Annotated in this window: 24 protein-coding genes; 4 read left to right on the plus strand and 20 right to left on the minus strand. The window is 62.0% G+C overall.

What is annotated here, in order from left to right; all coding sequences use genetic code 11:
* Positions 1-44 precede the first annotated feature (44 nt).
* Positions 45-479 carry an iron response transcriptional regulator IrrA gene (gene irrA / locus ATN84_RS04715; protein WP_201026309.1) on the plus strand — a complete coding sequence of 145 codons (435 nt, stop codon included), beginning with the start codon at positions 45-47 and terminating at the stop codon, positions 477-479.
* A gap of 75 nt (positions 480-554) precedes the next feature.
* Here irrA and ATN84_RS04720 read toward each other — a convergent pair whose 3' ends face one another.
* Positions 555-1,124, minus strand: a complete 570-nt coding sequence (locus tag ATN84_RS04720) for an SH3 domain-containing protein (RefSeq protein ID WP_068880316.1) — start codon at positions 1,122-1,124, stop codon at positions 555-557.
* A gap of 191 nt (positions 1,125-1,315) precedes the next feature.
* On the opposite strand from ATN84_RS04720, the gene ATN84_RS04725 reads away from it, so the two are divergent.
* Positions 1,316-2,317 (plus strand): 2-hydroxyacid dehydrogenase, encoded by a 1,002-nt coding sequence (locus ATN84_RS04725; protein ID WP_068880317.1) that lies wholly within the window; start codon positions 1,316-1,318, stop codon positions 2,315-2,317.
* Positions 2,318-2,376: 59 nt separating this feature from the next.
* Here ATN84_RS04725 and ATN84_RS04730 read toward each other — a convergent pair whose 3' ends face one another.
* The 3 genes from ATN84_RS04730 to ATN84_RS04740 form a co-directional block, all read right to left on the minus strand.
* Positions 2,377-3,246, minus strand: coding sequence for a C40 family peptidase (locus tag ATN84_RS04730; protein ID WP_425287376.1), 870 nt, complete (start codon positions 3,244-3,246; stop codon positions 2,377-2,379).
* 2 nt (positions 3,247-3,248) lie between these two features.
* On the minus strand, positions 3,249-3,599 hold the full coding sequence (locus ATN84_RS04735; RefSeq protein WP_068880319.1) for a MarR family transcriptional regulator: 351 nt from the start codon (positions 3,597-3,599) through the stop codon (positions 3,249-3,251).
* A 63-nt stretch (positions 3,600-3,662) separates the two neighbouring features.
* Positions 3,663-5,048: a leucyl aminopeptidase family protein gene (locus tag ATN84_RS04740; protein WP_068880320.1), complete on the minus strand. Its 1,386-nt coding sequence runs from the start codon at positions 5,046-5,048 to the stop codon at positions 3,663-3,665.
* 153 nt (positions 5,049-5,201) lie between these two features.
* Between ATN84_RS04740 and ATN84_RS04745 the strand changes: the two genes are divergently transcribed.
* Positions 5,202-6,008, plus strand: a complete 807-nt coding sequence (locus tag ATN84_RS04745) for a tetratricopeptide repeat protein (protein WP_082766090.1) — start codon at positions 5,202-5,204, stop codon at positions 6,006-6,008.
* A 4-nt stretch (positions 6,009-6,012) separates the two neighbouring features.
* Here the strand turns inward: ATN84_RS04745 and ATN84_RS04750 are convergent, their stop codons facing one another.
* The 9 genes from ATN84_RS04750 to rimP all read right to left on the minus strand — a co-directional run bounded on the left by ATN84_RS04750 (position 6,013) and on the right by rimP (position 17,430).
* The gene (locus tag ATN84_RS04750) at positions 6,013-7,035 is read right to left on the minus strand and encodes a class I SAM-dependent methyltransferase (protein WP_068880321.1); all 1,023 of its coding nucleotides are present in this window, start codon (positions 7,033-7,035) and stop codon (positions 6,013-6,015) included.
* 97 nt (positions 7,036-7,132) lie between these two features.
* Positions 7,133-9,286 carry a polyribonucleotide nucleotidyltransferase gene (gene pnp / locus ATN84_RS04755; RefSeq protein ID WP_068880893.1) on the minus strand — a complete coding sequence of 718 codons (2,154 nt, stop codon included), beginning with the start codon at positions 9,284-9,286 and terminating at the stop codon, positions 7,133-7,135.
* 301 nt (positions 9,287-9,587) lie between these two features.
* Positions 9,588-9,857 carry a 30S ribosomal protein S15 gene (rpsO, locus tag ATN84_RS04760; protein ID WP_068880894.1) on the minus strand — a complete coding sequence of 90 codons (270 nt, stop codon included), beginning with the start codon at positions 9,855-9,857 and terminating at the stop codon, positions 9,588-9,590.
* Between the two features lie 246 nt (positions 9,858-10,103).
* On the minus strand, positions 10,104-11,081 hold the full coding sequence (gene truB, locus ATN84_RS04765) for a tRNA pseudouridine(55) synthase TruB (protein WP_068880322.1): 978 nt from the start codon (positions 11,079-11,081) through the stop codon (positions 10,104-10,106).
* Positions 11,082-11,083: 2 nt separating this feature from the next.
* Positions 11,084-11,539: a 30S ribosome-binding factor RbfA gene (gene rbfA, locus ATN84_RS04770; RefSeq protein WP_068880323.1), complete on the minus strand. Its 456-nt coding sequence runs from the start codon at positions 11,537-11,539 to the stop codon at positions 11,084-11,086.
* A 134-nt stretch (positions 11,540-11,673) separates the two neighbouring features.
* Positions 11,674-14,286 carry a translation initiation factor IF-2 gene (infB, locus tag ATN84_RS04775; protein WP_068880324.1) on the minus strand — a complete coding sequence of 871 codons (2,613 nt, stop codon included), beginning with the start codon at positions 14,284-14,286 and terminating at the stop codon, positions 11,674-11,676.
* Positions 14,283-14,924, minus strand: coding sequence for an RNA-binding protein (locus ATN84_RS04780; protein ID WP_068880325.1), 642 nt, complete (start codon positions 14,922-14,924; stop codon positions 14,283-14,285). The genes infB and ATN84_RS04780 overlap by 4 nt, the downstream gene beginning before the upstream one ends.
* A 92-nt stretch (positions 14,925-15,016) precedes the next feature.
* Positions 15,017-16,627, minus strand: a complete 1,611-nt coding sequence (gene nusA, locus ATN84_RS04785) for a transcription termination factor NusA (RefSeq protein WP_068880326.1) — start codon at positions 16,625-16,627, stop codon at positions 15,017-15,019.
* A 110-nt stretch (positions 16,628-16,737) separates the two neighbouring features.
* A complete protein-coding gene (gene rimP / locus ATN84_RS04790) occupies positions 16,738-17,430 on the minus strand; it encodes a ribosome maturation factor RimP (protein WP_082766092.1) in 693 nt (230 codons plus the stop codon).
* A 329-nt stretch (positions 17,431-17,759) separates the two neighbouring features.
* Here rimP and ATN84_RS27410 point away from each other — a divergent pair, with 329 nt between their 5' ends.
* A complete protein-coding gene (locus ATN84_RS27410) occupies positions 17,760-17,924 on the plus strand; it encodes a hypothetical protein (RefSeq protein WP_201026310.1) in 165 nt (54 codons plus the stop codon).
* An 87-nt stretch (positions 17,925-18,011) separates the two neighbouring features.
* Here the strand turns inward: ATN84_RS27410 and trmB are convergent, their stop codons facing one another.
* The 7 genes from trmB to ATN84_RS04825 form a co-directional block, all read right to left on the minus strand.
* Positions 18,012-18,713 carry a tRNA (guanine(46)-N(7))-methyltransferase TrmB gene (gene trmB, locus ATN84_RS04795; protein ID WP_068880327.1) on the minus strand — a complete coding sequence of 234 codons (702 nt, stop codon included), beginning with the start codon at positions 18,711-18,713 and terminating at the stop codon, positions 18,012-18,014.
* Positions 18,714-18,721: 8 nt separating this feature from the next.
* The gene (gene metK, locus ATN84_RS04800) at positions 18,722-19,993 is read right to left on the minus strand and encodes a methionine adenosyltransferase (RefSeq protein WP_068880896.1); all 1,272 of its coding nucleotides are present in this window, start codon (positions 19,991-19,993) and stop codon (positions 18,722-18,724) included.
* Positions 19,994-20,153: 160 nt separating this feature from the next.
* Positions 20,154-20,567, minus strand: coding sequence for a helix-turn-helix domain-containing protein (locus ATN84_RS04805; RefSeq protein ID WP_068880897.1), 414 nt, complete (start codon positions 20,565-20,567; stop codon positions 20,154-20,156).
* A 146-nt stretch (positions 20,568-20,713) separates the two neighbouring features.
* Positions 20,714-22,318, minus strand: a complete 1,605-nt coding sequence (gene lnt, locus ATN84_RS04810; RefSeq protein WP_068880898.1) for an apolipoprotein N-acyltransferase — start codon at positions 22,316-22,318, stop codon at positions 20,714-20,716.
* A 178-nt stretch (positions 22,319-22,496) separates the two neighbouring features.
* On the minus strand, positions 22,497-23,609 hold the full coding sequence (locus ATN84_RS04815) for a hemolysin family protein (protein WP_068880328.1): 1,113 nt from the start codon (positions 23,607-23,609) through the stop codon (positions 22,497-22,499).
* A gap of 2 nt (positions 23,610-23,611) precedes the next feature.
* Complete coding sequence (gene ybeY, locus ATN84_RS04820; protein ID WP_068880329.1) at positions 23,612-24,151, minus strand: rRNA maturation RNase YbeY; 540 nt, start codon at positions 24,149-24,151, stop codon at positions 23,612-23,614.
* Complete coding sequence (locus ATN84_RS04825; RefSeq protein WP_425287367.1) at positions 24,138-25,166, minus strand: PhoH family protein; 1,029 nt, start codon at positions 25,164-25,166, stop codon at positions 24,138-24,140. Before ATN84_RS04825 ends, ybeY begins: the two co-directional genes overlap by 14 nt.
* Between the last annotated feature and the right edge of the window lie 16 nt (positions 25,167-25,182).

Genomic DNA, 25,182 nt, shown 5'->3' on the forward strand with positions numbered 1-25,182 from the left:
GTGGCGCTTTTGGGCAAATTTGACACGAAGCTGACGGAACGACCGTGCACATACATTCTTCGCATGTAGCCAATATTGAAGACCGTCTGCGCCTCGCCGGGTTGCGTCCGACACGGCAGCGTATCGCACTCGCGAGCCTGATCTTCGCGCAAGGTGACCGTCATCTTTCCGCCGAGGAACTGCATGAGGAGGCGGTAAGCGCGGACGTGCCCGTCTCGCTTGCGACCGTCTATAACACGCTGCACCAGTTCACCGAGGCCGGAATGCTGCGCATTCTCGCCATCGAAGGTGCGAAGACCTATTTCGACACCAACACCTCCGATCACCAGCATTTCTTCGTCGAAGGCGAGAACACGGTCATCGACATTCCCAACGGTCCGAAAGGCCAGCCGGTCGTCGGCAATCTGCCCGAGCCGCCGGAAGGCACCGAGATCGCCAATGTCGACATCATCGTGCGCCTGCGACGCAAGGATCAGTAAGAGCAACCCGCTCTAATAAAAAGCGGCCTTTCAGGTCGCTTTTGTTTTGCGCATTTTTCCTTCAGCAGATGCCGCTCAATCGAACTTCTCGCCAGGATAGGCGCCCCAGAGTTCCGATTGCTTCATCCAGCCTCTGACCCGTTTGATCTCCAGCCGACACCATTCGCCGTTGCACTCATCCAGGGTTCCGATCACGCCCGGCTGGACGTGCGCGACGATGCCCGCCGTCTCCCTAGGGCTGCCGTAAAGCTCCAGGATGGCGTCGGGCTCGTCTTTCTTCCACGGCGCGGCAATCGCCGTGCGCTTGCCGGAAAGCAGGGACTGGTAGACCCATCCTTCGGTGCCGTCGGCATCGCGGATGCGGCGCCAGTTATCATATTCCTGGATGATCTCGACCGGCAGACCGGATTTCTGGAAGAGCCATGAGACGGCATATTGACGCCCCGGCCCGACACGCAGATTGACGCGGCTGGGCTTCAGGCTGACGAAGCGGGGCAGAGGCAATCCGCTTGGGCCGACGACTGTCCCTGGCGCCGCAGCGGCGGCGTGATGATTATGTGGAATGCCGAGCGGCGCGCCCATGAGGAAAAATGATAGTGCCCCCACCAGGAGAATGGGGAAACGCAGTCGAAAACCCTTGTACAATATCGCCCTCGCCGGTTCTGCCGTCACTTCTTCGGGACATGGTGCCAGTCCCGTGTTTTTCTTTGTCTTTGGCGCGCTGCCTTGGTAGACAGACAACAGGTCTGGACAGGATTGCAGTCTGCACCCTCTTGGTTAAGGAGGTCTCAACGCGGAGTGCAAAAAGGGGTGAACGACCTTACGAAGAGGTGGAGATGTCGAGCAGGAAGAAGCCTTTGGTCGTGATCACGCGGAAGCTTCCCGATCCGGTTGAAACGCGGATGCGCGAGCTCTTCGATGCCCGGCTCAATATCGACGACCGCCGCATGACACAGCCCGAGATCGTCGCGGCGATGAAGGAGGCCGACGTTCTCGTTCCCACCATCAATGATGTGATCGATGCGGCGGTGATCGAGCAGGCCGGCCCGAACATGAAGCTCATCGCCAATTTCGGCAATGGCGTCGACAATATCGATGTCGCCGCCGCCGCCAAACGCGGCATCACGGTCACAAACACACCGAACGTGCTGACGGAAGACACCGCCGACATGACCATGGCGCTGATCCTGGCGACGCCGCGCCGGCTTGTCGAAGGGGCGAATGTGCTCAGCGAATCCGGCAAATGGCCGGGCTGGTCCCCAACCTGGATGCTTGGCCGCCGCATCTGGGGCAAGCGCCTCGGCATTGTCGGCATGGGCCGCATCGGCACCGCCGTCGCCCGCCGCGCCAAGGCCTTCGGCCTGTCGATCCACTATCACAACCGGCATCGCGTCAGCCCGAAGATCGAGGAGGAGCTTGAGGCCACCTATTGGGAGAGCCTCGACCAGATGTTGGCGCGCATGGATATCATCTCCGTCAACTGCCCGTCGACGCCTGCCACCTTCCATCTGCTTTCGGCGCGGCGCATCGCGCTGATGCAGCCGGCGGCCTATCTCGTCAACACGGCACGCGGCCAGATCATCGATGAAAGCGCGCTGATCGAACAGCTCGAGCAGGGCAAACTTGCCGGCGCCGGGCTCGACGTCTTCGAGCACGAACCCGCCGTCAACCCGCGGCTCGTCAAGCTCGCGGCCGAGGGCAAGGTGGTGATCCTGCCGCATATGGGCTCCGCCACCATCGAGGGGCGGACGGACATGGGCGACCGGGTGATCATCAACATCCGCGCCTTCGTCGACGGCCACCGGCCACCGGACCGGGTGCTGCCAGACAAGGTATAAGGGGATAAGGGAGTAGGTTTTTGCAAGCATACTCCCCTACTCCCTTATCCCCTTATCACTCATGGCCTTCTGACCACCGTCGGATGATCATAGAGATAGGCGATGCGCTCGATCGCATCGCGCAGCGGCTCGAATGTCGTGCTCATCGTATGGCCGTTGGCATGGATGAGCGTTCGTTCATCGGCCATGATCGCGACATGGCCCTTCCAGAAGACGAGATCGCCGCGTCTGAGATTGCCGTAATTGGCATCGAGCTCAACAATCGCACCAATGGTGGCTGCCTGCATGTCGGTGTCGCGCAGGACATTCTTTCCCGTCATCAGCATCGACAGTTGCACCAGGCCTGAACAATCAATGCCGAAACTGGATGTGCCGCCCCAGAGATAGGGCGTATAGAGCAATGTTTCGGCCACTGCGACGTAATCGTCGGCGAACTCTCCAATCGGCTGCACGTGACGGGCGATGACCGCTTCACCGCTTTCGAGTATCAGATATCGCGTTCCACGCGTTTCCGCCTCGCCGGTGACGGCGATGCAGGAGCCGAGCGAAAGCGCTTGGCTGTGGGGAAAGCGCAGGTCCGGCCCGGGATAGAGGAAAGTGCGGGGAACGCAGACCACATGGGTCGACTTGCCGCGCAGCTGCTCCAGCGAAAAATCGCTGACATAGCCGACATAGCCGTCGCGCGCCGCCTGCACCCAGCACCAGCCGTCGGCCTCCTCGAAAACCCGCACCTCGTCGCCGAGCAGAAGCTGTGTCTGCGGGCCGCTGTCGGGACGCGGCTCACCGCGCAGATCGATCACCGGCAGCGCGACCCGCATCGGCTTTCCTTCGGTGAAGCGGCCTGCCTCCACCCTGCCGCGCAGGTTGCTATCGGCGAGATCAGGGCGGAAGGCATGGAGGCGGCGGTCTAGAGCAAATTGCTCCGGCATGGTCATAATGGCAGTTCCCTGGATTTGGCGATCACGACATCGCCCAGCCGCTCAACGTAGAGCGCACCGTTTACTGTTCGCTTTATTAGCACGTTTCGCCGGTCTTTTTCGTCACGATGGCGCGAAACGAGCTCCATCGCCCCCATCGTGTCGAGCGCGCGGGTGATCACCGGCTTGGTGACACCGAGCTTCGCCGCCAGGCCGCGCACCGTGTGCGGCGGCGGCTCCAGATAGATCGTCAGCAATATAGCCATCTGCCGCCATGTGAGGTCTGGCATCTCGTCGCGCACTTCGGCGAGAGCGACATTCTTCAAAAGCGTGAGCGCCTGCAGCGGCTTGAGTTCGACGGGCATACGGACCCATATCGTTTCGGTTCCGTATCATTCAACCGGCTTTGCCCCGTTTGCGCAAGCGATTCAGACGGTGGGGAAGCGCTGTTTCATGAGATGGTAAAGAGCGCGTATCGCCTGCGCCTCGCCACCGACGGGTGCTGCGGGCTTTTCCAAGGGCGTCCAGCCAAAGATATCGAAATGGCTCCAGATGCGCGCCTTCTCGACGAAGCGCCTGAGGAAGAGCGCCGCCGTTACCGACCCGGCGAAGCTGTCCGTCGTGACATTGTTGATGTCGGCGACACGCGAGAAGAGCTTCTTCTCATAAGGCCCCCAGAGCGGCATGCGCCAGACGGGGTCGGCAACCGCACCGGCGGCGCCCGCCACCTCCACGGCAAAGCTGTCATCATCGGTGTAGAAAGGCGGCAAATCGGGACCCAATGCCACACGCGCGGCGCCGGTCAGCGTCGCCATGTCGATCAGCAGATCAGGCGCCTCCTCGTCGGCGAGCGCCAGCGCATCGGCAAGCACCAGCCGTCCCTCGGCATCGGTATTGCCGATTTCCACGGTGATACCCTTACGGCTTTTCAGGATATCGCCGGGGCGGAAGGCATTGCCGGCAATGGCGTTCTCAACGGCAGGGATGAGCACCCTGAGCCGGACGGGCAATTTTGCATCCATGATCATATGGGCGAGACCCAGCACATTGGCCGCGCCGCCCATATCCTTCTTCATCAACAGCATGCCGCTCGCCGGCTTGATGTCGAGGCCGCCCGTATCGAAACACACGCCCTTGCCGACGAGCGTAACCTTCGGATGGCTCTCGTTCCCCCAGGTGATGTCGATAAGGCGCGGCGCTTCCGCCCCCGCGCGGCCGACGGCATGGATCATCGGGAAGTTCTGCCGCAGGAGCTGCTCTCCTGTGATCATCATGATCTGCGCTTCATGTGCCTTTGCCAGCCGGCGCGCCTCCCCCTCCAGCCTATCCGGCCCCATATCGTTGGCGGGCGTGTTGATTAGATCGCGGGCGAGCGCCACGCCGGCAAAGATGCGCCGCGTTTCAGCTTCCTCGACACCCTCGGGCAGGACGAGAACCTTCCGGCCATCCTCCGTCTTGCTGCGATAACGGTCGAAGCTGTAGCCGCCCATGAGGAAGGCCAGCGCCAGAAGCCCGGCATCCTCGACATCACCCTCTATATGCCAGGCGCCTTCCGGAAGGCCGCGCGCCAGCTTGCCCGCGAGAAGCCGCGACTGTCCGTCCCGGTCGGCCTTTTTCACGCCGAACAGCGCGCCAGCTATGCCTCCCGCGCCGTCGGGCACGATGAGAATACGCCCAGCCCGGCCTGCGAAGCCGTTTGCCCGCGCCCACGCGACTGCATTTTCGGGCAGCGGCAACTTGCCGAAATCTTCGCTTGTCACCAGCCAGACCGGCCGGCTTTCCTTTGTCTTTCGGGCGGTAATATCGACGGGCATGCGGTGGACCTATTCAAAAATTTGGGAATGGATGCGTTTCAAGCACAGCAATTCTTAACCATCCGTTAGGGTTAACGGAATATTTCTTTCAGACGAAATGATGTGGGGCAGCGGCTTCGATCGGGTAGCGAAGCCGGTTTTCTGGAGCGGGACATGGCATTCATGCGGGGCGTCTGCGGCGGAGGCCGTTTCATATCGTCAATGACGGCGATCATGCTGTCGGCAGGCATTGCCGGTTGCGCCACGACGGGCCGCACGACAACCGGGTCGATCGCCCGCTCTCCTGCCCGACCTGTTGAGCAGATGAACAATCTGGAACTGGCGCAGGCCGTGCGAAGCTATGGCCTGCAATACCAGAAAAACCCAAGGGATAAGCCGCTGGCCCTCGCCTATGCCAATGTGCTGGCAATGACCGGGCGCAGCGATCAGGCGCTCGCGGTGATGCGCGCGCTGGCGATCGCCTATCCGCAGGACCGCCAGGTGCTCGCCGCCTACGGCAAGTCGCTGGCCAGCGCCGGACAGTTCGAGGCCGCACTCGACGCGGTGCGGCGGGCACAGACGCCGGCCTATCCCGATTGGAAGCTGCTCTCGGCCGAGGGGGCCATCCTCGACCAGATGGGCGATACGGAGCCGGCGCGCACGCTCTATCGCCGCGCCCTCGAAATCCAGCCGGGCGAGCCGTCGGTGCTGTCCAATCTTGGCATATCCTATATGCTCGCAGGCGATCTGAAGACCGCCGAAACCCATATGCGCAATGCCGCCGCCGCTCCCGGAGCAGACAGCCGCGTCCGGCAGAATTTGGCGTTGGTGGTCGGCCTGCAGGGCCGTTTCCAGGAAGCGGAGACGATCGCCCGCCGCGAGCTCTCGCCGCAGCAGGCCGAGGCCAATATCCAATATCTGCGCGCGATGCTTGCCCAGCAGAATTCCTGGAATATGCTCAAGGACAAGCCGAAGAGCTAGGCGTCTATCTTCTCGCTTCAATTACCTTGAAACCCTGCCCCTCCTCCAAAATCTCGACCAATCGGAAGAGCGGTTTCAGCGTCGCCTCATAGGGTAATTGGCGATTGGCGACGAGGAGCAGCCTGCCGCCAGGCTTGAGCCGGCGAGCGGCGGCAGCGATGAAAGCCTGTCCAAGCGAGACATCCGCCGCACGGCCTTCATGGAAAGGCGGGTTCATTACCACTGTGTCATAGATTTCCGCCACCGGCTCGCTCACCAGATCATGCCAATGGAAAGAAAGTGGAATGTCGCCCGCAAGACCGGAAAGATTGCCGCGCGCGGCCTCCAGCGCCTCGAAATCCGCCTCATAGAGATCGATTTTGCTGAACTTTTCGGGATATTTCAGGCATTCCGCCGAGAGATAGCCCCAGCCGGCGCCGAAATCCGCCACAGCGCCGCTCAAGCGGCCTTCCAGATGGTGGGCGAGCAGCGCCGATCCCTTGTCGATTTCGCCATGCGAAAACATGCCCGGAGCGGTATCGAACCTGCCGTCGACGCGTTTTGCGGCTGGGCGGAGAGCACTGATCGTCTCATCGGAGAGTTCGGCTGGCCGTTTCATCCAGAAGACGACGGCATGGTTCTTGGAAAGCCGGTCTTCCAGTTCCACGATTTTTCCTGCCCATTTGCGGAAACTGTCGATACCGAGTTTCTTTTCACCGCAGACAACGATCGCGCCGTCAGGCGCGACGCGCTGAAGGCTATCGGCAAACCATTGCTCGTTGCGGCCGCGATGCTTGCCAAGCAGCAGCATCCCGGCATCGAAACGGCCATTGCCTTCTACCCGGGGCACGACATGGAACCCTGCCCGCTCCAGCTTGTGATAATCCGGGCGGAACGGCTGGACGATTGTGAGCGCCTTTTTCCACGCCTCATCCAGCGCCGTATTCGCCTCGATACCAAAGGCAACGAAACTCTCGGCATCGCTCGGCGGCGGCAATATGCCGTTTTCAAAGGGCAAGAAGAGCGTTTGTTGTGCCGCGGAAGCCATGGAAATGTCCTCTATCGTATCTTTCCGAGGAGCGGAATCATGGTCAAATAAAAAAGCGCGCCCGGAGGCGCGCTTTTCCTGTTCGTCAAGCTGGAGATCAATCCGCGTCGGCTTCCGCGTCTTCGGACTTCTTCTTTTCCTGGACGATTTCCTTGCCGGTCTCCTGGTCGACGACCTTCATCGACAGGCGAACCTTGCCGCGCTCGTCGAAGCCCATCAGCTTGACCCAGACCTTCTGGCCTTCCTTGACCACGTCGGAGGTTTTGGCAACGCGGTCCTGAGCGAGCTGCGAGATGTGGACAAGGCCGTCGCGCGGACCGAAGAAATTGACGAAAGCGCCGAAATCGGCTGTTTTGACGACCGTGCCTTCGTAGATTTCGCCGACTTCCGGCTCGGCAACGATGGAATGAATCCACTTGCGCGCCGCCTCGATCTCCTTGGCGTTGGACGAGGCGATCTTGACCGTGCCGTCATCCTCGATGTTGATCTTGGCGCCGGTCTTCTCGACGATCTCGCGGATGACCTTGCCGCCGGAACCGATCACGTCGCGGATCTTGTCGGTCGGGATGTTCATCACCTCGATGCGCGGAGCGAATTCGCCGAGCTCGGCGCGGGCGCTGGAGAGCGCCTTCGACATTTCGCCGAGGATGTGGCTGCGGCCACCCTTGGCCTGCTCCAGCGCCACTTTCATGATCTCTTCGGTGATGCCGGCGATCTTGATGTCCATCTGCAGCGAGGTGATGCCGTTTTCCGTGCCGGCGACCTTGAAGTCCATATCGCCGAGATGATCCTCATCGCCGAGAATGTCCGAAAGGACGGCGAAGCGTTCGTCTTCCTTGATGAGGCCCATGGCGATACCTGCCACCGGACGCGCCAGCGGCACGCCGGCATCCATCAGCGCCAGCGAGGTGCCGCAGACAGTCGCCATCGAGGACGAGCCGTTCGACTCGGTGATCTCGGAGACGGCGCGGATCGTGTAGGGGAACTGCTCCTTGGCGGGCAGCATCGGATGGATGGCGCGCCAGGCGAGCTTGCCGTGGCCGATCTCGCGGCGACCGGGCGAGCCCATGCGGCCCGTCTCACCAACGGAGAAGGGCGGGAAATTGTAATGCAGAAGGAAGGTTTCCTTGTACATGCCGGTCAGCGCGTCAACGAACTGCTCGTCCTCGCCGGTGCCGAGCGTGGCGACGACGATCGCCTGGGTCTCGCCGCGGGTGAAGAGGGCCGAACCGTGGGTGCGCGGCAGGATGCCGGCTTCGGCGACGATCGGACGGACGGTCTTCAGGTCGCGGCCATCGATGCGGGTGCCGGTGTCAAGGATGTTCCAGCGCACGATCTTGGCCTGCAGCGACTTGAACACGGTCGCGATCTGCTCCGCGGTGTATTTGGTTTCTTCCGCGCCCTCGGGCAGGAAGTGCGCCTTGACCTTGGCCTTGGCGGCATCGACAGCGGCATAGCGCGCCTGCTTGTCGGTGATCTTGTAGGCCTCGCGCAGATCGCTCTCGATGAAGGCGAGCATTTCGGCTTCGACGGCCGAGAGGTCTTCCGGCTGGAAGTCGCGCGGCTCCTTGGCGGCCACTTCGGCAAGCTGGATGATCGCGTCGATCACCGGCTGGAACGCCTGCTGGCCGAACACGACGGCGCCGAGCATCACATCTTCAGGGAGTTCCTGGGCTTCCGATTCCACCATCAGCACGGCTTCCGAGGTGCCGGCGACGACGAGATCGAGCTTGGATTCAGGCATTTCGTCGATATGCGGGTTCAGCACATACTGGCCGTTGATGTAGCCGACGCGGGCGCCACCGATCGGGCCCATGAAGGGAACGCCGGAAAGCGTCAGCGCTGCGGAAGCGGCGACGATCGAGACGACGTCGGGATCATTCTCGAGGTCATGCTGCATGACCGTGACGATGACCTGCGTGTCGTTCTTGTAGCCATCGGCGAAGAGCGGACGGATCGGACGGTCGATCAGGCGGGAAACCAGCGTTTCCTTTTCGCTCGGACGGCCCTCGCGCTTGAAATAGCCACCCGGGATGCGGCCGGCCGCATAGGTCTTTTCCTGATAATTGACGGTGAGCGGGAAGAAATCCTGGCCCGGCTTCGGCTCCTTGGCGGAGACGACGGTGGCGAGAACGACGGTTTCGCCATAGGTGGCAAGCACAGCGCCGTCGGCCTGACGGGCGATCTTGCCGGTTTCGAGAATGAGCGGACGACCGCCCCATTCGATTTCGACTTTATGGGTGTTGAACATATCTAGTCCCTGGCATTTGGGAAAGCCGCGCATCCCTGCGCCTCACCTTCCCTGCTTCGTTAGCGGACAGGCCATGGGCAAGACAGCAGAAAGCTTGGGTAAATGAGGCCATACAGGCCAAGCTCTTTGCAATCCTGCCCCATGACAGGTCCATGGCAGGCTTCCGCGCAATTGAGCGGAGGCCTTTCAGGAGCGGTTCCGGCTTTAACGGAATATGACCCGCTCCAATTCTTCACAAATCCGGGCATATCGAACCCGGATGGAATTCGGCGGGCGTCATGGACGCCCGCCGAGAAAATGCTTAGCGACGCAGGCCCAGCTTGCCGATCAGCGTCTTGTAGCGGCCTTCGTCCACGCCCTTGAGATAGTCAAGGAGACGGCGGCGCTGCGAGACGAGCTTCAAAAGACCACGACGGGAGTGATTGTCCTTCTTGTGGTCCTTGAAGTGCTCGGTCAGGTTGGAAATACGCTCGGAGAGAACGGCGACCTGGACTTCCGGAGAGCCGGTGTCGCCCGCTTTCGTGCCGTATTCCGTGATGAGGGCCTGTTTGCGTTCAGCAGTAATCGACATCGCAAATCCTTCCTTATGAGAGGAGAAAAAGTCGCCCACGGCCGGGATGTCGTCCAGCAGGGGCCGGTTCAATACGAGAGGGAAAACCCCATCGATGCGGCGCATATAGTGCAAAAGGCACGATAACACCAGTTATTTCTAACGATAGGCCCATTGGGCCGGCCGCTCTGCCCGAAAGGGAGCAGGGGAATGGGGGAGTACGGGAATATGTTTGCTCATAACTTATTCCCTTACTCCCCTACTCCCTTATCCACCCGTAAAGACGCGTTTCGGCTTGAACTGGCCCTGCTCGACATAGCCGATGGCAAGAAGCCGGCCACGGGTCGTCACACAGGCCTCGTCCGCCTCGACCGGCGCATCGCGGCCGCGCAGGATCACCGGATTGCCCATGCGGATGCGGTGAGCCTGCTCGTCGGAAAGCGCCACCTGCGGCATGCAATCGAGCGCAGCCCCGGTATCGATCACCAGCGCGTCGAGAGCGCCGAAATCGCGAACCGGCATCACGACGTTCTCGCCCTCTTCCGTAGTCTGTTTTGGAGGGAGCGGCGGCCAGGCTGCCTCAAGCTCTTCCAGCGTGACCAGGTCTTCCGGCGTGAAGGGGGCGACCTCAACACGGCGCAGATCGGCTATATGGCCATAGCAGCCGAGATCACGGCCCATATCGCGGGCGAGCGAACGCACATAGGTGCCCTTGCCGCATTCGACCTCGAAGATTGCATGGGTATCATCAGGCGTCTCCACCAGATCGAGCCGGCCGATCTCGACCTCGCGCGCCGGGATTTCGACGCTCTCGCCCTCGCGCGCCAGATCATAGGCGCGTTCGCCGCCGATCTTGATAGCGGAGAACTGCGGCGGGATCTGCTGAATGATGCCGGTATAGCGCGGCAGCAACGCCAGAATATCGTCCTTCGCGGGTCGCCTGGAAGAGCTCTGCGTCACGCCGCCCTCGAGATCATCGGTGGAGCGCTCCTCGCCCCAGGCGACGGTGAAACGATAGACCTTGGCGCCGTCCATGACGTAAGGCACCGTCTTGGTTGCCTCGCCGAGCGCAATCGGCAGCATGCCGGAGGCAAGCGGATCGAGCGTGCCCGCATGTCCCGCCTTCTCGGCATTGAACAGCCATTTGATCTTGGAGACCGCCTCGGTCGAGCCCATGCCTTTCGGCTTGTCGAACACCACCCAGCCGGAAATCGGCCGGCCTTTTTTCTTACCGCGTCTTGCCATTCTCAATCGCTCCCGCCGTCTCCACCATCCGTGCCGCCATCACCATCGCCATCATCCTCATCGTCGTGGGGATGGGGCAGGTCGCGGGCGACTTCCGGCGAGCGCAGCAGCGCGTCGATCTTGGAGAAATTATCGAAACTGGTATCCAGCCGGAAACGGAACTCCGGCATGTATTTCATCTGCCGCAATTGCGGCGCGATGCGGCCGCGAAGGAATTTCGCGTGCGCGTTCAGCGCCTTGATGACGGCATCGCTGTCGATCGCACCAATCGGCGTGACGAAGCAGGTGGCTATCTTGAGGTCCGGCGACATGCGCACTTCGGAGACAGAAAGCACGCTGTATTCCAGAACAGGGTCGCTGACCTCGCCACGCTGAAGAACATTGCTCAGAACGTGGCGGACCTGCTCGCCGACGCGGAGCTGGCGCTGCGAGAGGCCGGAAGAAGAAGAACGAGACATAGGCGATAATCCCAGGAAACCGCGTCTGCCGGGATCAGACCGGCAGACGCGTCCATCATGTCATTGCCGGCGTGCCGTCGCGACCGGGACCTCAGTGGTCCGGAAATCAGCAGCCAGCCAGCAGGCGGTCGGTGTCAGAGCGTACGCGTGACGTGCTCGACGCGGAAGGCCTCGATGATATCGCCAGCGCGGATATCGTCGTAGTTCTCGAACGCCATGCCGCATTCCTGGCCCGCCGGCACTTCGGCGACTTCGTCCTTGAAGCGCTTGAGCGTCTTGAGCTTGCCTTCGTGGATGACGACGTTGTCGCGGATGAGGCGGACGCCCGCACCACGCTCGACCTTGCCTTCGGTGACGCGGCAGCCCGCGACCTTGCCGACCTTGGTGATATTGAAGACCTCGAGGATCTCCGCATTGCCGAGGAAGGTTTCGCGGCGCTCCGGCGAGAGCAGGCCCGACATTGCCGCTTTCACATCGTCCACCAGATCGTAGATGATGTTGTAATAGCGGATTTCGGTGCCCTGCTGTTCGGCCGCGTCACGCGCCTGCTTGTTGGCGCGCACGTTGAAGCCGATGATCGCAGCGTTGGAGGCTTCCGCCAGCGACACGTCGCTCTCGGTAATACCACCGGCACCGGAATGCACGATGCGTGCCCGCACCTCGTCGGTGCCGAGCTTGTCCAGCGCGCCGGCAATGGCTTCGATCGAACCCTGCACGTCGCCCTTGATGACCAGCGGGAATTCCTTCACGCCGCTCACCTGCAGCTGGTTCATCATCTGCTCGAGCGAGCCGCGCGAACCGGCCTGCCTTGCGACAGCCTTCTCACGGGCCAGACGCTGGCGATACTCGGAGATCTCGCGGGCACGGGCCTCGTTCTCAACCACCGCGATGCGGTCGCCTGCCTGCGGCGGCCCCTGAAGGCCCAGAATCTCGACCGGCATCGCTGGCCCGGCTTCCTTGACGTTCTCGCCACGATCGTTGACGAGCGCACGCACGCGGCCCCATTCGCTACCGGCAACGATGATGTCGCCGGGATGCAGCGTACCCTTCTGAACGAGAACGGTGGCGACGGAACCACGGCCGCGGTCAAGCTTCGCCTCGATGACGACGCCTTCCGCGGTACGCTCCGGATCCGCCTTCAGGTCGAGGATTTCAGCCTGGAGCAGGATCGATTCCAGAAGCTTGTCGAGGCCGGCGCCGGTCTTGGCCGAAACCTCGACATCGAGCGTCTCACCGCCCATCGATTCGACGAAAACCTCGTGCTGCAGAAGCCCGGTGCGGACTTTCTGCGGGTCGGCATCCGGCTTGTCGATCTTGTTGATGGCAACGATGATCGGCACGCCCGCCGCCTTGGCGTGATTGATCGATTCGATCGTCTGCGGCATGACGCTGTCATCCGCAGCCACCACCAGGATCGCGATATCGGTCGCCTGCGCGCCACGGGCGCGCATCGCGGTGAAGGCGGCGTGGCCCGGCGTATCGATGAAGGTGATCTTCTGGCCGTTCTGCTCGACCTGATAAGCGCCGATATGCTGGGTGATGCCGCCGGCCTCGCCGGAAACGACATTGGCATGACGGATGGCATCGAGCAGCGAGGTCTTGCCGTGATCGACATGGCCCATGATGGTAACCACGGGCGGACGCGGCTTCATCGCTTCCGCCTTGTCCTCGACATTGAAGATGCCTTCCTCGACGTCGGATTCAGCAACACGGCGCACGGTGTGGCCGAACTCCTCGGCGATCAGCTGCGCCATATCCGCATCGATCACGTCGCCGGGCTTCATCATCTGGCCCTGCTTCATCAGATATTTGATGACGTCGACCGAGCGCTCGGTCATGCGCTGCGCCAGTTCCTGGATGGTGATGGTCTCGGGGACAGTCACCTCGCGCGAGATCTTCTCGCGGTTTTCCTGATACATCGCGCGCTTGGCTTTTTCCTGACGGCGGCGCATGGCCGACAGCGAACGCCCGCGGGCGGTGTCGTCATCGAGAGCGCTGGTCAGCGTCAGCTTGCCGCGGCGGCGGTCGTCATCCGACTTGGTGACCTTGGGCGTGCGCACTTCCGGCTTGGCCGGGACGCCACGGCGGACACCAGCGGGCCCACGACGCTCTTCTTCCTCATCGGCGACCAGAGGCCCTTTGCGCACGGGCGCGGCCGGCTTGAGTGCGACGGCATCCTGTGCGGGAGCCTGCTCCGGCGACCGCTTGCGGGCTTCCTCCTCGGCGCGCTTGCGCGCTTCGGCTTCGGCCTTCAGGCGGGCTTCCTCCTCGGCCTGACGGCGGGCGGATTCCTCACGCTCCTTGGCGCGGCGTTCTTCTTCCTCGGCACGGCGCTTCGCTTCCTCGGCAGCACGCGCACGTTCCTCGGCATCGCGCACCTTCGCGCCCTCGAGCGCGCGGCGGCGCGCCTCGATCTCCGAACGCGACAGGGTGTTCAGCACCATGCCTGACCGGTCCGCGGGGGTGGGACGCGGCGGAGGCGGGGTTTCGGTGCGCGGTGTCGGCTGCGGCGCCACATGCGGCTTCGTCACAGGCTGGGCCACGGGCGCAGCAGCCGCCGGCGTCTCCGGCTTTTCGTCGGGCCGAGAAAACTTGCGCTTCTTCGTTTCAACGACAACGGACTTCGTGCGCCCGTGGCTGAAATTCTGCCGCACGGTGCTCTGCTCGACGCCGGGCCGCTTCAGGGTCAACGTCTTTTTCGTATTGACGCTCAGCGTCTTGTCGTCGGTCGATTTGCTATCGCTCATTCCGTTTCCGTTTCCTTCGCGGCATCAGCCGCATATCTGTCCGAATTCGTTGCGCTTCCGCCGCGAAAATGATGCAGCAGATGCGCCCGCGTGACGAACCCGTTCGCCGCCATTCCTTCAAGCACGGCAGCATGTATCACATTTCCGCCCCCGAATGCCAAATCCATTTCGTCTCCCGTAAAAAGAGACAGGGCGGGGATATCAGGTCCGCCGGCATATACAAGCGCGCGACGGGCTTGATCGAGCTTTCTGACGCCATCGGCGGCGGCCTCCTGCACATGCAGAACCATGACCGCCTTGCCGCTGCGTATGGCGGCGTCGACCTTGGCCGAACCCGTCACCACGACACCCGATTTGCGCGCCAGCGCCAGGCTGCCGAGCGCGGACTTCATCAAAAGCCGGTCCACCAGCGCGCCCAGATCGTCAGGCGCGGTCACGCTCTCCTTCAGAGCGCGGGGGAACAGCTTGCGGCGCGCCGCTTCATCCACATGGCGCCGCTCCGCCTTGACCCAGCAGCCGCGACCGGGAAGGTTGCGCTTCAAATCCGGGACGACGGAGCCATCAGGCCCGGCCACGAACCGGATCATGTCTTCGGCGGGACCGCTTTCGCGCGTGACGATACAGGTCCTATCGTTCATCTCCGGTCCCACGCGGCACTCCCGCCTTCAGCGCACCATACCAACTCCATCCGCTTGGCGCCCCAACCGATCTCCGGAGCGCCAAGGCGGCTTTACTCCGCGGCCGGCTCGCCTGCCATTTCCTCAGCGGCTTCCTCTTCGTCCTTCGCCAGATCCTCTTCCGTGATCCAGCCGCATTGCAGGCGCGCGGCAAGAACCATCTGCTCCGCGTCGGCGCGCGAAACCTCGAAGGGCGTCAGTACGCCGGGATGGTTGACCGTCTCGCCTTCCTTACGCTCGCGCCAGCCGACCAGATCGTCGACGGCATAGCCTGCGAAATCCTCGACGGTTTTCACGCCATCCTCGCCGAGCGCCACCAGCATTGCGGTGGTCATCCCCGGCAGTTCGCGCAGTTCGTCCGAAACGCCGAGTTCCTTGCGGCGCTCATCGCGCTCGCCCTCGATACGATCGAGATATTCCCTGGCACGCTCCTGGATTTCGCTTGCCGTATCTTCGTCGAAACCGTCGATGGATGCAATCTCATCGGATTCGACAAAGGCGATTTCCTCGACCGAGGCGAAGCCTTCCGATGCCAGTACCTGGCCGACCATCTCATCGACATTGAGGGCATCCATGAAGAGGTTCGAACGCTCGACGAATTCCTTCTGGCGGCGTTCGGATTCCTCCTGCTCCGTCAGAATGTCGATGTCCCAGCCGGTGAGCTGCGATGCCAGGCGGACATTCTGCCCGCGGCGGCCAATCGCAAGAGATAGTTGGTCATCCGGGACGACAACTTCAATACGTTCCGCGTCTTCATCGAGCACGACCTTGGCCACTTCGGCCGGCTGAAGGGCGTTGACGATGAAGGAAGCCGCATCGGGGGACCACGGAATAATGTCGATCTTTTCGCCCTGCAGTTCGGCGACCACCGCCTGAACGCGTGAGCCGCGCATACCAACGCAGGCGCCGACGGGATCGATGGAGGCATCGCGCGAGATGACGGCGATCTTGGCGCGCGAGCCCGGATCGCGGGCCACCGACTTGATCTCGATGATGCCGTCATAGATCTCGGGCACTTCCATGGTGAAGAGCTTCGCCATGAACTGCGGATGGGTGCGCGACAGGAAGATCTGCGGTCCACGCTGCTCGCGGCGCACATCATAGACATAGGCGCGGATGCGATCGCCATAGCGGAAGGTTTCGCGCGGGATCAGTTCGTCACGGCGGACGATGGCCTCGCCACGGCCGAGATCGACGATGACGTTACCGTATTCGACGCGCTTGACGGTGCCATTGATGATTTCGCCGACGCGATCCTTGTATTCGTCATACTGCCGGTCGCGCTCGGCCTCGCGCACCTTCTGCACGATGACCTGCTTGGCCGACTGGGCGGCGATCCGGCCAAAATCCATCGGCGGCAGCTGGTCGGCGATGAAATCGCCGATCTGCGCATCGGGATTGCGCTCGCGGGCCACATCAAGCGACACCTGCGTGGCGTAATCCTCGACCGTCTCCACGACTTCGAGAAGACGCTGCAGCTTGATCTCGCCGGTCTTGGCGTTGATGTCTGCGCGGATGTTGGTTTCCTGTCCGTAGCGTGAGCGCGCCGCCTTCTGGATGGCGTCGGCCATCGCCGCGATGACGATTTCGCGGTCGATCGACTTCTCGCGCGCGACCGCATCGGCGATCTGCAGAAGCTCTAGCCTGTTTGCACTGACTGCCATTGTTCTCTCCTTTTGTCGCAAATCCGGGCGGAAAACCGCTTCACACTTTCCTGGATTTGCTCATTGGTGTCGCGCCCGCGATTTTCCTCATCGCCGGGCGCTTAAAATCGTTAAGATCGATTCCTGTCTGCGTCGTTTCCGCCCGCGCCGCTTTCGTCTTCCACCTGCTCTTCCAGCGAGCCCGCGTCGTCATCAGGGATACGGCCCTCGCGCAGCGCCTTGTCCTTGCGCAGCGCATCGCGGATCAGATCGTCGGTCAGGATCAGCCGCGCATCGGCAACCAGATCGAACGGGATTTGCACGACGGGATCACCGCCATAGCTCGCCTGATCGCTCTCGATGGTCACGCTCTCCGCATCGACCGCGGTAATGCGGCCACGGAATTTCTTGCGGCCATTATGGATGAGCGAAGTCTCGACCTTGGCGATATGGCCCTGCCAGTCGGCGAAATCCGACTTGCGGACCAGCGGCCGGTCGATGCCGGGCGAGGAAACCTCCAGATGATATTTGCGGTCGATCGGGTCCTCGACGTCGAGAACCGGCGAGACCGTGCGGCTGACGAGCTCGCAATCCTCCACCGTCATCGTGCCGTCGAAGCGCTCGGCCATGATCTGCAGCGTCAGGCCGTTGAGGCCGGAGAGCCGGACCCGCACCAGGCGAAAGCCCAGCGCCTCCAGCACCGGCTCGATAATGTTTGCTACGCGCGCATCGATACCGGTTTCGCGGATGATCCGCTCGTCACCAGCAGGCGCTCCATTTTCCTGGAGCTCGTTTTCATGAAGCTTTGCAGCTTTTTCCGTCACCCGGACCCATTCCTTTTTGGCTTAACCGGCCGTCAGGTAACAAAAAAGAGCGGGACCGGTCGGACCCACTCTTGTTCTAACGACCAAGAATTTGACTTTTATATACCCGATGAAGCGACGTTTTTCAAGGGCGGCACGGGAAGAAGACGCCCTCGGGTGGCGCTTTGCCGGACTTCGCTGAAATCCGACCGATGACAGGTCGAAAAATGGTGAGTGTCCTTGCGTTCCGCGCATAGCAGCCCTGCCACAACTGGCCCTGCAACTCCCACCTCAAAAGGGCTATTTATGTTGCAACGCACCATAACACATAGGCAACAAGGATTAAAACCATGAGCTACAAGCAAGTGCCCGCCCGGATCGGCCGGTTCCTCACCATTTTCGGCAGCTCCATCGCCGTTGCCTCGGCGACCCGCGAAGGCCGCCAGCCGAACGCCAGCGATCTGGAAATCCTCGGCATCGACCCGGTGGAGTTCCGCAAGATCCGTCTGCGCTAAAGCATTTTGCAGCCGGATGGGATCATCCGGCATCGCACAAATACGGTAGATGGAGCGGTTCCCTGCCTTGTCGAAATCGGAACCGCTCTAAAGACGGATAAACGTCAGATAGGCTGCGCGGCGTCCCTCGCGGATCGCCTTTGCCTCATAACGGGTGCCGGGCCAGCCCTCATAGGGCGTGTGCCAATCGGCGGGTGAAGATGCCTGCCACTCGAAAGCCTCGTGCCTGCGGCAATGCAGGAGCGTCCAGTTGATATAGGACTCGATATCCGAGGCGAAGCGAAAGCGACCGCCCGGCTTCAGGACACGGGCGAAGCGATCAAGGTTCTTATCGCTGACGAAACGACGTTTCCAGTGGCGCTTCTTGGGCCAGGGATCGGGATAGAAGAGATCGATGCCGCCGAGCGAGGCCGGCGGCAGCCAGTCGAGAACCTGCGTCGCATCCTCATCGTAAACGCGCAAGCTGGAGAGCGGCTCAAGCTTCACCGCAGCGAGCAGCTTGGCCATGCCGTTGACGAACGGCTCGACCCCTATGAAGCCCATGTTCGGGAAGCGACGCGCCTCATAAAGCAGATGCTCCCCGCCACCGAAGCCGATCTCGAGCCGCACGCCTTCGATCGGAATGTCGAAGAGCCGGCGCAAATCAGCCGGCGCAGGCGACGTCAGATCGAGCCGCAGTTGCGGCAGAAGATCTTCACGGGTCGCGCGCTGCGACGGTCGCAAAGGCTTGCCGTGACGGCGACCGAAAAAACCTTCGGTCGCGCGCTTGCGGCGGTGTTCATCCGTCATGATCTGCTTCAGGCCGCTATCGCGACCGCTGCCCTGAGCGCCTTGACCAGGTCGGTCCTTTCCCAGGAGAAGGAACCGTCGCGGCCCGGCTTGCGGCCGAAATGGCCGTAGGACGAGGTTCTGGCATAGATCGGCCTGTTCAGGTCGAGATGCCTGCGGATACCGGTTGGCGAAAGATCCATGACCTCGCGGAGCGCGCCCTCCACCATCGCTTCCGGCACGCTGCCGGTGCCATGCAGATCGACATAGACCGACAAAGGCTGCGCAACACCGATGGCATAGGAAAGCTGGATGGTGCAGCGGTCGGCAAGACCGGCGGCAACCACATTCTTGGCCAGATAGCGCGCGGCATAGGCGGCCGAGCGGTCCACCTTGGTGGTATCCTTGCCGGAGAACGCGCCGCCGCCATGCGGGGCCGCGCCGCCATAGGTATCCACGATAATCTTGCGCCCGGTCAGGCCCGCATCACCATCCGGCCCGCCGATGACGAACTTGCCGGTCGGGTTGATGTACCAATTGCAGTTGTGAGCAATGGGAAGATCGCCCAGCGCCTCACGGATATAGGGCTCGACGACCTCGCGCACCTTCTTCGAATCCCAGGAGGGGTCGAGATGCTGGGTGGAAAGCACGATCTGCGTCACCTCGGCGGCCTTGCCGTCGACATAGCGCACGGTCACCTGGCTCTTGGCGTCGGGCCCGAGCTTGCCGACATCGCCCTCGCCCTTGTGGCGGGCGGCGGCGAGCAGTTCCAGGATCTTGTGGGAATAATAGATCGGCGCCGGCATCAAATCCGGCGTCTCGCGGCAGGCATAGCCGAACATGATGCCCTGATCACCCGCGCCCTCTTCACCCTGCCGGTCGGCGGCGTTGTCGACGCCTTGCGCGATATCGGCGGACTGCGAATGCAGGAGTACGTCGATCTTGGCCGTCTTCCAGTGGAAACCGTCCTGCTCATAGCCGATGTCGCGAATGGCGCGGCGGGCGGCGGAACGGAAGCGGGAAGGATTGATCACCGGATTGCCCTTGGCATCCTTCAATACTTCGCCGTTCTTGTCTTTCTTCAAAAGCGTCTCGGGAACGCGCACCTCACCGGCGATGACGACACGGTTGGTGGTGGCAAGCGTTTCACAGGCGATACGGACCGACCATGGATCGACGCCGACTTTACGCGCCTCCTTGTAGATCATGTCCACGATTTCATCGGAAATGCGGTCGCAAACCTTGTCCGGATGACCTTCGGATACCGATTCGCTAGTAAAGAGATAGGAACTGCGTAGCACGGGAAACCCCTCTTGAAAGTTCCTGCGAAAACATTCCGCAGACAGAACGGTGGCCGGAACGGCCATTCTGTGTTTGCCAATATAGGCAGGAACCGTCAATGGAGATTCGTTTCGGAAAGCTGCCGAAGAGAGGAATTTTGTCTCTCCCCGAGCCGCAACCTCACTCGTTATCGTCGGCTAGCGACTTCACGAGATCGATGATCTTGCGCCTGACCTTGGGGTCGGAGATCTTGGTGAAGGAACGGGTCAACTGCACGCCTTCGTTGGAGTTGAGGAAATCGACGACATAGGTCGCTTCGCTGTCCTCGCCGAAGCTGCCGGCGCCGGGCGTGGTGCTGCCCGGTGCGTCCTCGAAAAAGAACGATACGGGGACATTCAGGATCGACGAAATGGCCTGGAGCCGGCTGGCTCCAACACGGTTTGTCCCCTTTTCGTATTTCTGGATCTGCTGAAAGGTGATCCCGAGGCTTTCGCCCAGTTTTTCCTGACTGAGACCCAACATGTTGCGGCGCAAGCGGATACGGCTTCCGACATGAACATCGATGGGATTTGGTTTCTTCTTGTTCTCAATCATCAATGGTTGCTCCTCGCCGATGCGAGCTTTCGGCATCATCTGTCCTGCGGCGAACAGGTCAAAATACTACTGTCTGGGAGGTAGTCGGACAAATGAATTCTGGAACATTTGTCGCGGCCGCATAACATAGTATCAAATATGCGATGTCAATCGAAACGCCTGCCGGAAAACACTGCAAAACCGCAGGAAATGGCAAGCAAGAGTGTTAAAATCCCCCATGTCTGCATCGGGCCGGGAGGGGTGCCCCAAAACGGGTCAACTCCTGACGGTAGGGAAGCATCGATGACGCCTACGGCATTGAGCGAGAGGCCGTCGGTGATTCGTCCATAGGGATCGACGATCGCCGATAAGCCGTTGTTTGCAGCGCGTATCAGGGGCAATCCCTGCTCAACCGCGCGTAGCTGCGCCTGGCGGAAATGCTGATACGGTCCGGGCGTGTCGCCGTACCAGGCATCGTTCGTCACATTGAGGATCGCGGCGGCTCTCGGCCCACTATAAGCCAGTTCGGAAGGGAAGATCGCCTCGTAGCAAATGAGCGGCAGGAAGGCCAAGGCGTTATTCACCCTGAGCGATCGGCGGCTCGTCGCCCTGGTGAAGCCGCCGGGCATTTCTACCACCTCCTGGAGGCCCAATCCCCGCAACCATTTCTCCAGGGGCAGATACTCGCCGAAGGGCACGAGATGCACCTTGTCCACCGCATCGGTGATCTCGCCCCGATCGTTGATGGTATAGATGGAATTGTAATAGAGCGGCTCGGCGTCGCCGGCCCCCTGCTCCTCGCGCACGACGCCGGCCAGCAGTACCTGGCCTTCCGACAAGGCTTCTCCAATGCGCGCCAGCGCCTCGGGCGTTTCGGTCAATATGTAGGGGATGGAGGTTTCCGGCCAGACGACGATGGCGGGCTTCGGCTCTCCCGGTTGCGGCGGCGTTTCGGTCAGCGCGATGTGCTTGTCGAAGATGGCGCGGCGGGAAGCATTGTCCCATTTCGCGGTCTGGGCGATCGACGGCTGGACGATGCGCACGCGCACGCCGTTGCCGGCGGCCTCCTCGGCAACCGTTGGCGCATTGTGCAGCCGGTAGAAGCCGAACCCGACATGGGCGACAACGAGCGCCAGCGCCAGCGATAGCCCTGCCCGGCGATGCCGCCTGTCGGCGAGAAGCGCCGGCGAGGCGAAGACGAGGACGGCAAGCGCGTTCATGGCGTAGAGACCGACCACCGCATCGGACTGCATCAGGAGCGGTACGGGCATTGCGGCATAGCCGATGGCATTCCAGGGAAAGCCCGTCAGAACGAAAGAGCGCAGCCATTCGGCGATGCCGAAGCCGAAAGCGAGCGCGAAAATGCGGCCCAGCCCGTCCGACCAGAGAAGACGGGCAATCAGCACGGCCAGCGCATAGAAGAAAGCCAGAAAAGCCGGCAGCCCGAGGATCGCGAGCGGCAGCGCCCAGGCGAAATTCTGCGCGTCGATGAGAAGCGCGCCGCCGATCCACCAGAGCCCGGCCACGAAATAGCCGAAGCCGAACCACCAGCCGACGATCGCAGCCGGCAGCGCGCGCCGCAGCCAGCCGCCATCAGCACTATCGACGGCACCGTCGATCAGACAGACGAGGACCGGAAACGAGATCAGACAGACGGCAAAGAAATCATAAGGCGGCAGAGCCAGCGTCGCCAGCGCTCCGGCAAGAAACGCCGCAAGCGCGCGCCGCCATCCGCTCAGCAATATGATCCTGCTGGAAAGTCGCCCGATCAATGGCCCGGAGGGTTTCGCCGGATCTTTCCGGAGGATGGGAATATCCGCCCCTGTCATTCATCCCCCTCTGGTCTGCCGGCCATTTCCCCCAAGGGGAGTAAAGAAGGCGACAGCGGATTCCATCGATCAACCCTAACAGCGCTGCCGTCTTCTGCCAATCGTCGGCAGAAACGGGTCGCTATCCCTCACCTTTGGCCGCTGCACTTTCGGCATCCGGCTCCGCCTTGACCGGGCGAAGCGGACGGCGGCGGCGTTCGGCGGTGCGCAGCGGCACGATGCGCACCTTGCGGATGCGGCGGGGATCGGCCTCCAGCACATGGAATTCGAAGTCCGGCACCGCCTGGACCACCTCGCCGCGGATGGGGATGCGGCCCAGAACCGAAAAGATCAGACCGCCGACCGTATCGACATCCTCGCCATGCTCGCCGACGACGAATTTCGGGCCGATCCTCTCGGCAAGCTCCTCGAGATCGGCACGGGCATCGACGATGAAAACGCCGTCCGCTTCCTCGGCGATCATGACTTCCTCGTCGTCATGCTCGTCCTCGATATCGCCGACCACCATTTCGACGATGTCCTCGAGCGAAACCAGCCCGTCGGTACCGCCATATTCATCGATGACGAGTGCCATCTGGATGCGGCTCGCCTGCATCCGCGCCATCAGGCTGCTCGCCTGCATGGAAGGCGGCACAAACAGCACCTTGCGCATCACGTTGAGTTCGCTGATGGACTTGTCAAGGTCGACACGGCTCAAATCGAGCTTCGCCGTCTTGAACACGGTCTTCGGCGGGGTGGCGCCATTCTTGCGCTGAGCGGCGGGACGGCGGCCGTTCTTCTGGCGGGCTAGACGGGTGATATGGCCCAGCACGTCGCGGATGTGGATCATGCCGCGCGGATCATCGAGCGTTTCGCAATAGACCGGCATGCGCGAATGGCCGGACTTCTCGAACAGTTCCAGCACCTCGCCGAGCGTCGTGGCGATCTCGACCGCCTCGATATCGGAACGCGGGATCATCACATCCTCGACGCGGATCTCCCGCAGCCGCAGGATGTTGTGCAGCATGGCGCGTTCCTCAGGCGAGAACGCCGCATCAGTGCTTGCCTTGTCCGAAAGGGCTTCGGCGAGATCCTTGCGAAGGGAATGGCCCTGCCGGGAACGGAGGAAGGGGAAAATACCTGAAAGGAGTGATCGCTTTTCGGCCGCCAGCGGCCGCTGCGTACTCTGCTCTTCGGCATCGTTTGCCTGCGCGGCTTCGGCAGCAGGCGGAGGTTGGTCTGTAAGGTCAGGCATGGTCAATCGGTTTCATCGTCCTTCTGGGATACAGCATAAGGATCGGGAATGGCAAGCGCTTGAAGGATCCGGCGCTCCCAGCCTTCCATCTCCTCCGCCTCTTCATCGTCCTCGTGATCATAGCCGAGGAGATGCAGAAAGCCGTGCACTACCAGATGCGTGAGATGGTGATCGAACGGCTTCATTTCCAGTGCCGCCTCGCGCTCCACCGTTTCGCGCGCGATGACGATATCGCCCAGCATCGGTCCCGGCCGCTGGCCGGCCTTCACGGGGAAGGCCGGAAAGGACAACACATTGGTCGGCTTGTCCTTGCCCCGCCACCCGGCATTGAGCTCGCGGATCGAGGCATCGTCGGTAAAGACGATGCTGAGCTCCGTCTCCGCCTCGCCATGCCCCAGTGCCTGCCAGGCAGCGGCAACGGCGCGCTCGGCAAGCTGGCGCAGCGCCGCTTCGTCCGGCCAGCCTTCCGTCTCAATCAGAATATCGATATCGATCAAATCGTTCTGTCCCGCGAAAGACGGCACCCGGTCACGTCTTCGCATGTCCTTTCCCATCCCGGTCATAGGCGGTGACGATCGCCGCCACCAGGGGATGACGCACGACATCCGCCTCGCTGAAGCGCACGGTGACGATCCCCGGTACGCCGTCGAGGATGCGCAGCGCATCAACAAGGCCGGATTTCTGGCCGGGTGGCAGATCGATCTGGCTCGGATCGCCGGTAACAATCATCCGGGCATTTTCGCCAAGACGGGTCAGGAACATCTTCATCTGCATGGATGTCGTGTTCTGCGCCTCGTCGAGGATGACCGCGGCGTGGGCCAGCGTGCGGCCACGCATGAAAGCGAGTGGCGCGATCTCGATGACCCCCGCCGTCAGCGCCCGCTCGACCTTGTCGGCCGGCATCATGTCATAGAGCGCGTCATAGAGGGGGCGCAGATAGGGATCGACCTTCTCCTTCATGTCGCCGGGCAGGAAGCCGAGCCGCTCGCCCGCCTCCACCGCCGGACGCGACAGGATGATACGCTCCACCAGACCGCGCTCCAGAAGCATGGCGGCATGGGCGACGGCCAGATAGGTCTTGCCGGTGCCGGCCGGGCCGACGCCGAACACCAGCTCCGAACGGTCGAGCGCCCGCATATAGGCGTCCTGCGTCGGCGTGCGGGCGAAAATGGTCTTCTTGCGGGTCGATATCTGGGCGGCGGCCTGCTTGCTCTTGTTTTCCATCGTCGGCAGCGTCAGCTGATCGTCGGCGGCGATCGCCATGCGGATCGCGCCGTCGACGTCGGAGACGGAGAGCTCGTGCCCCTTCTGCACGAGGCTATAGAGCTGGTCGAGCGTGCGTCGCGCCTGCTCTGTCGCCCCCGGCTCGCCGCGGATCGAAAGCTGGTTACCCTTCGAGCGCACGTCGACGCCGAGCTTCTGCTCGATACGGGCGAGATTTTCGTCAAACTGGCCGAAGAGCGCGCTGGCCAGCCGGTTGTTGTCGAATGTCAGTACGATATGCGCCATGTCCGAGGCCCCGGCGGGGGCTGATTTCAGCTTTTCGGTGGCGTTCAACCGGCTCTCCTCATGA

Source organism: Paramesorhizobium deserti, from assembly GCF_001558695.1.
GTDB lineage: Bacteria > Pseudomonadota > Alphaproteobacteria > Rhizobiales > Rhizobiaceae > Paramesorhizobium > Paramesorhizobium deserti.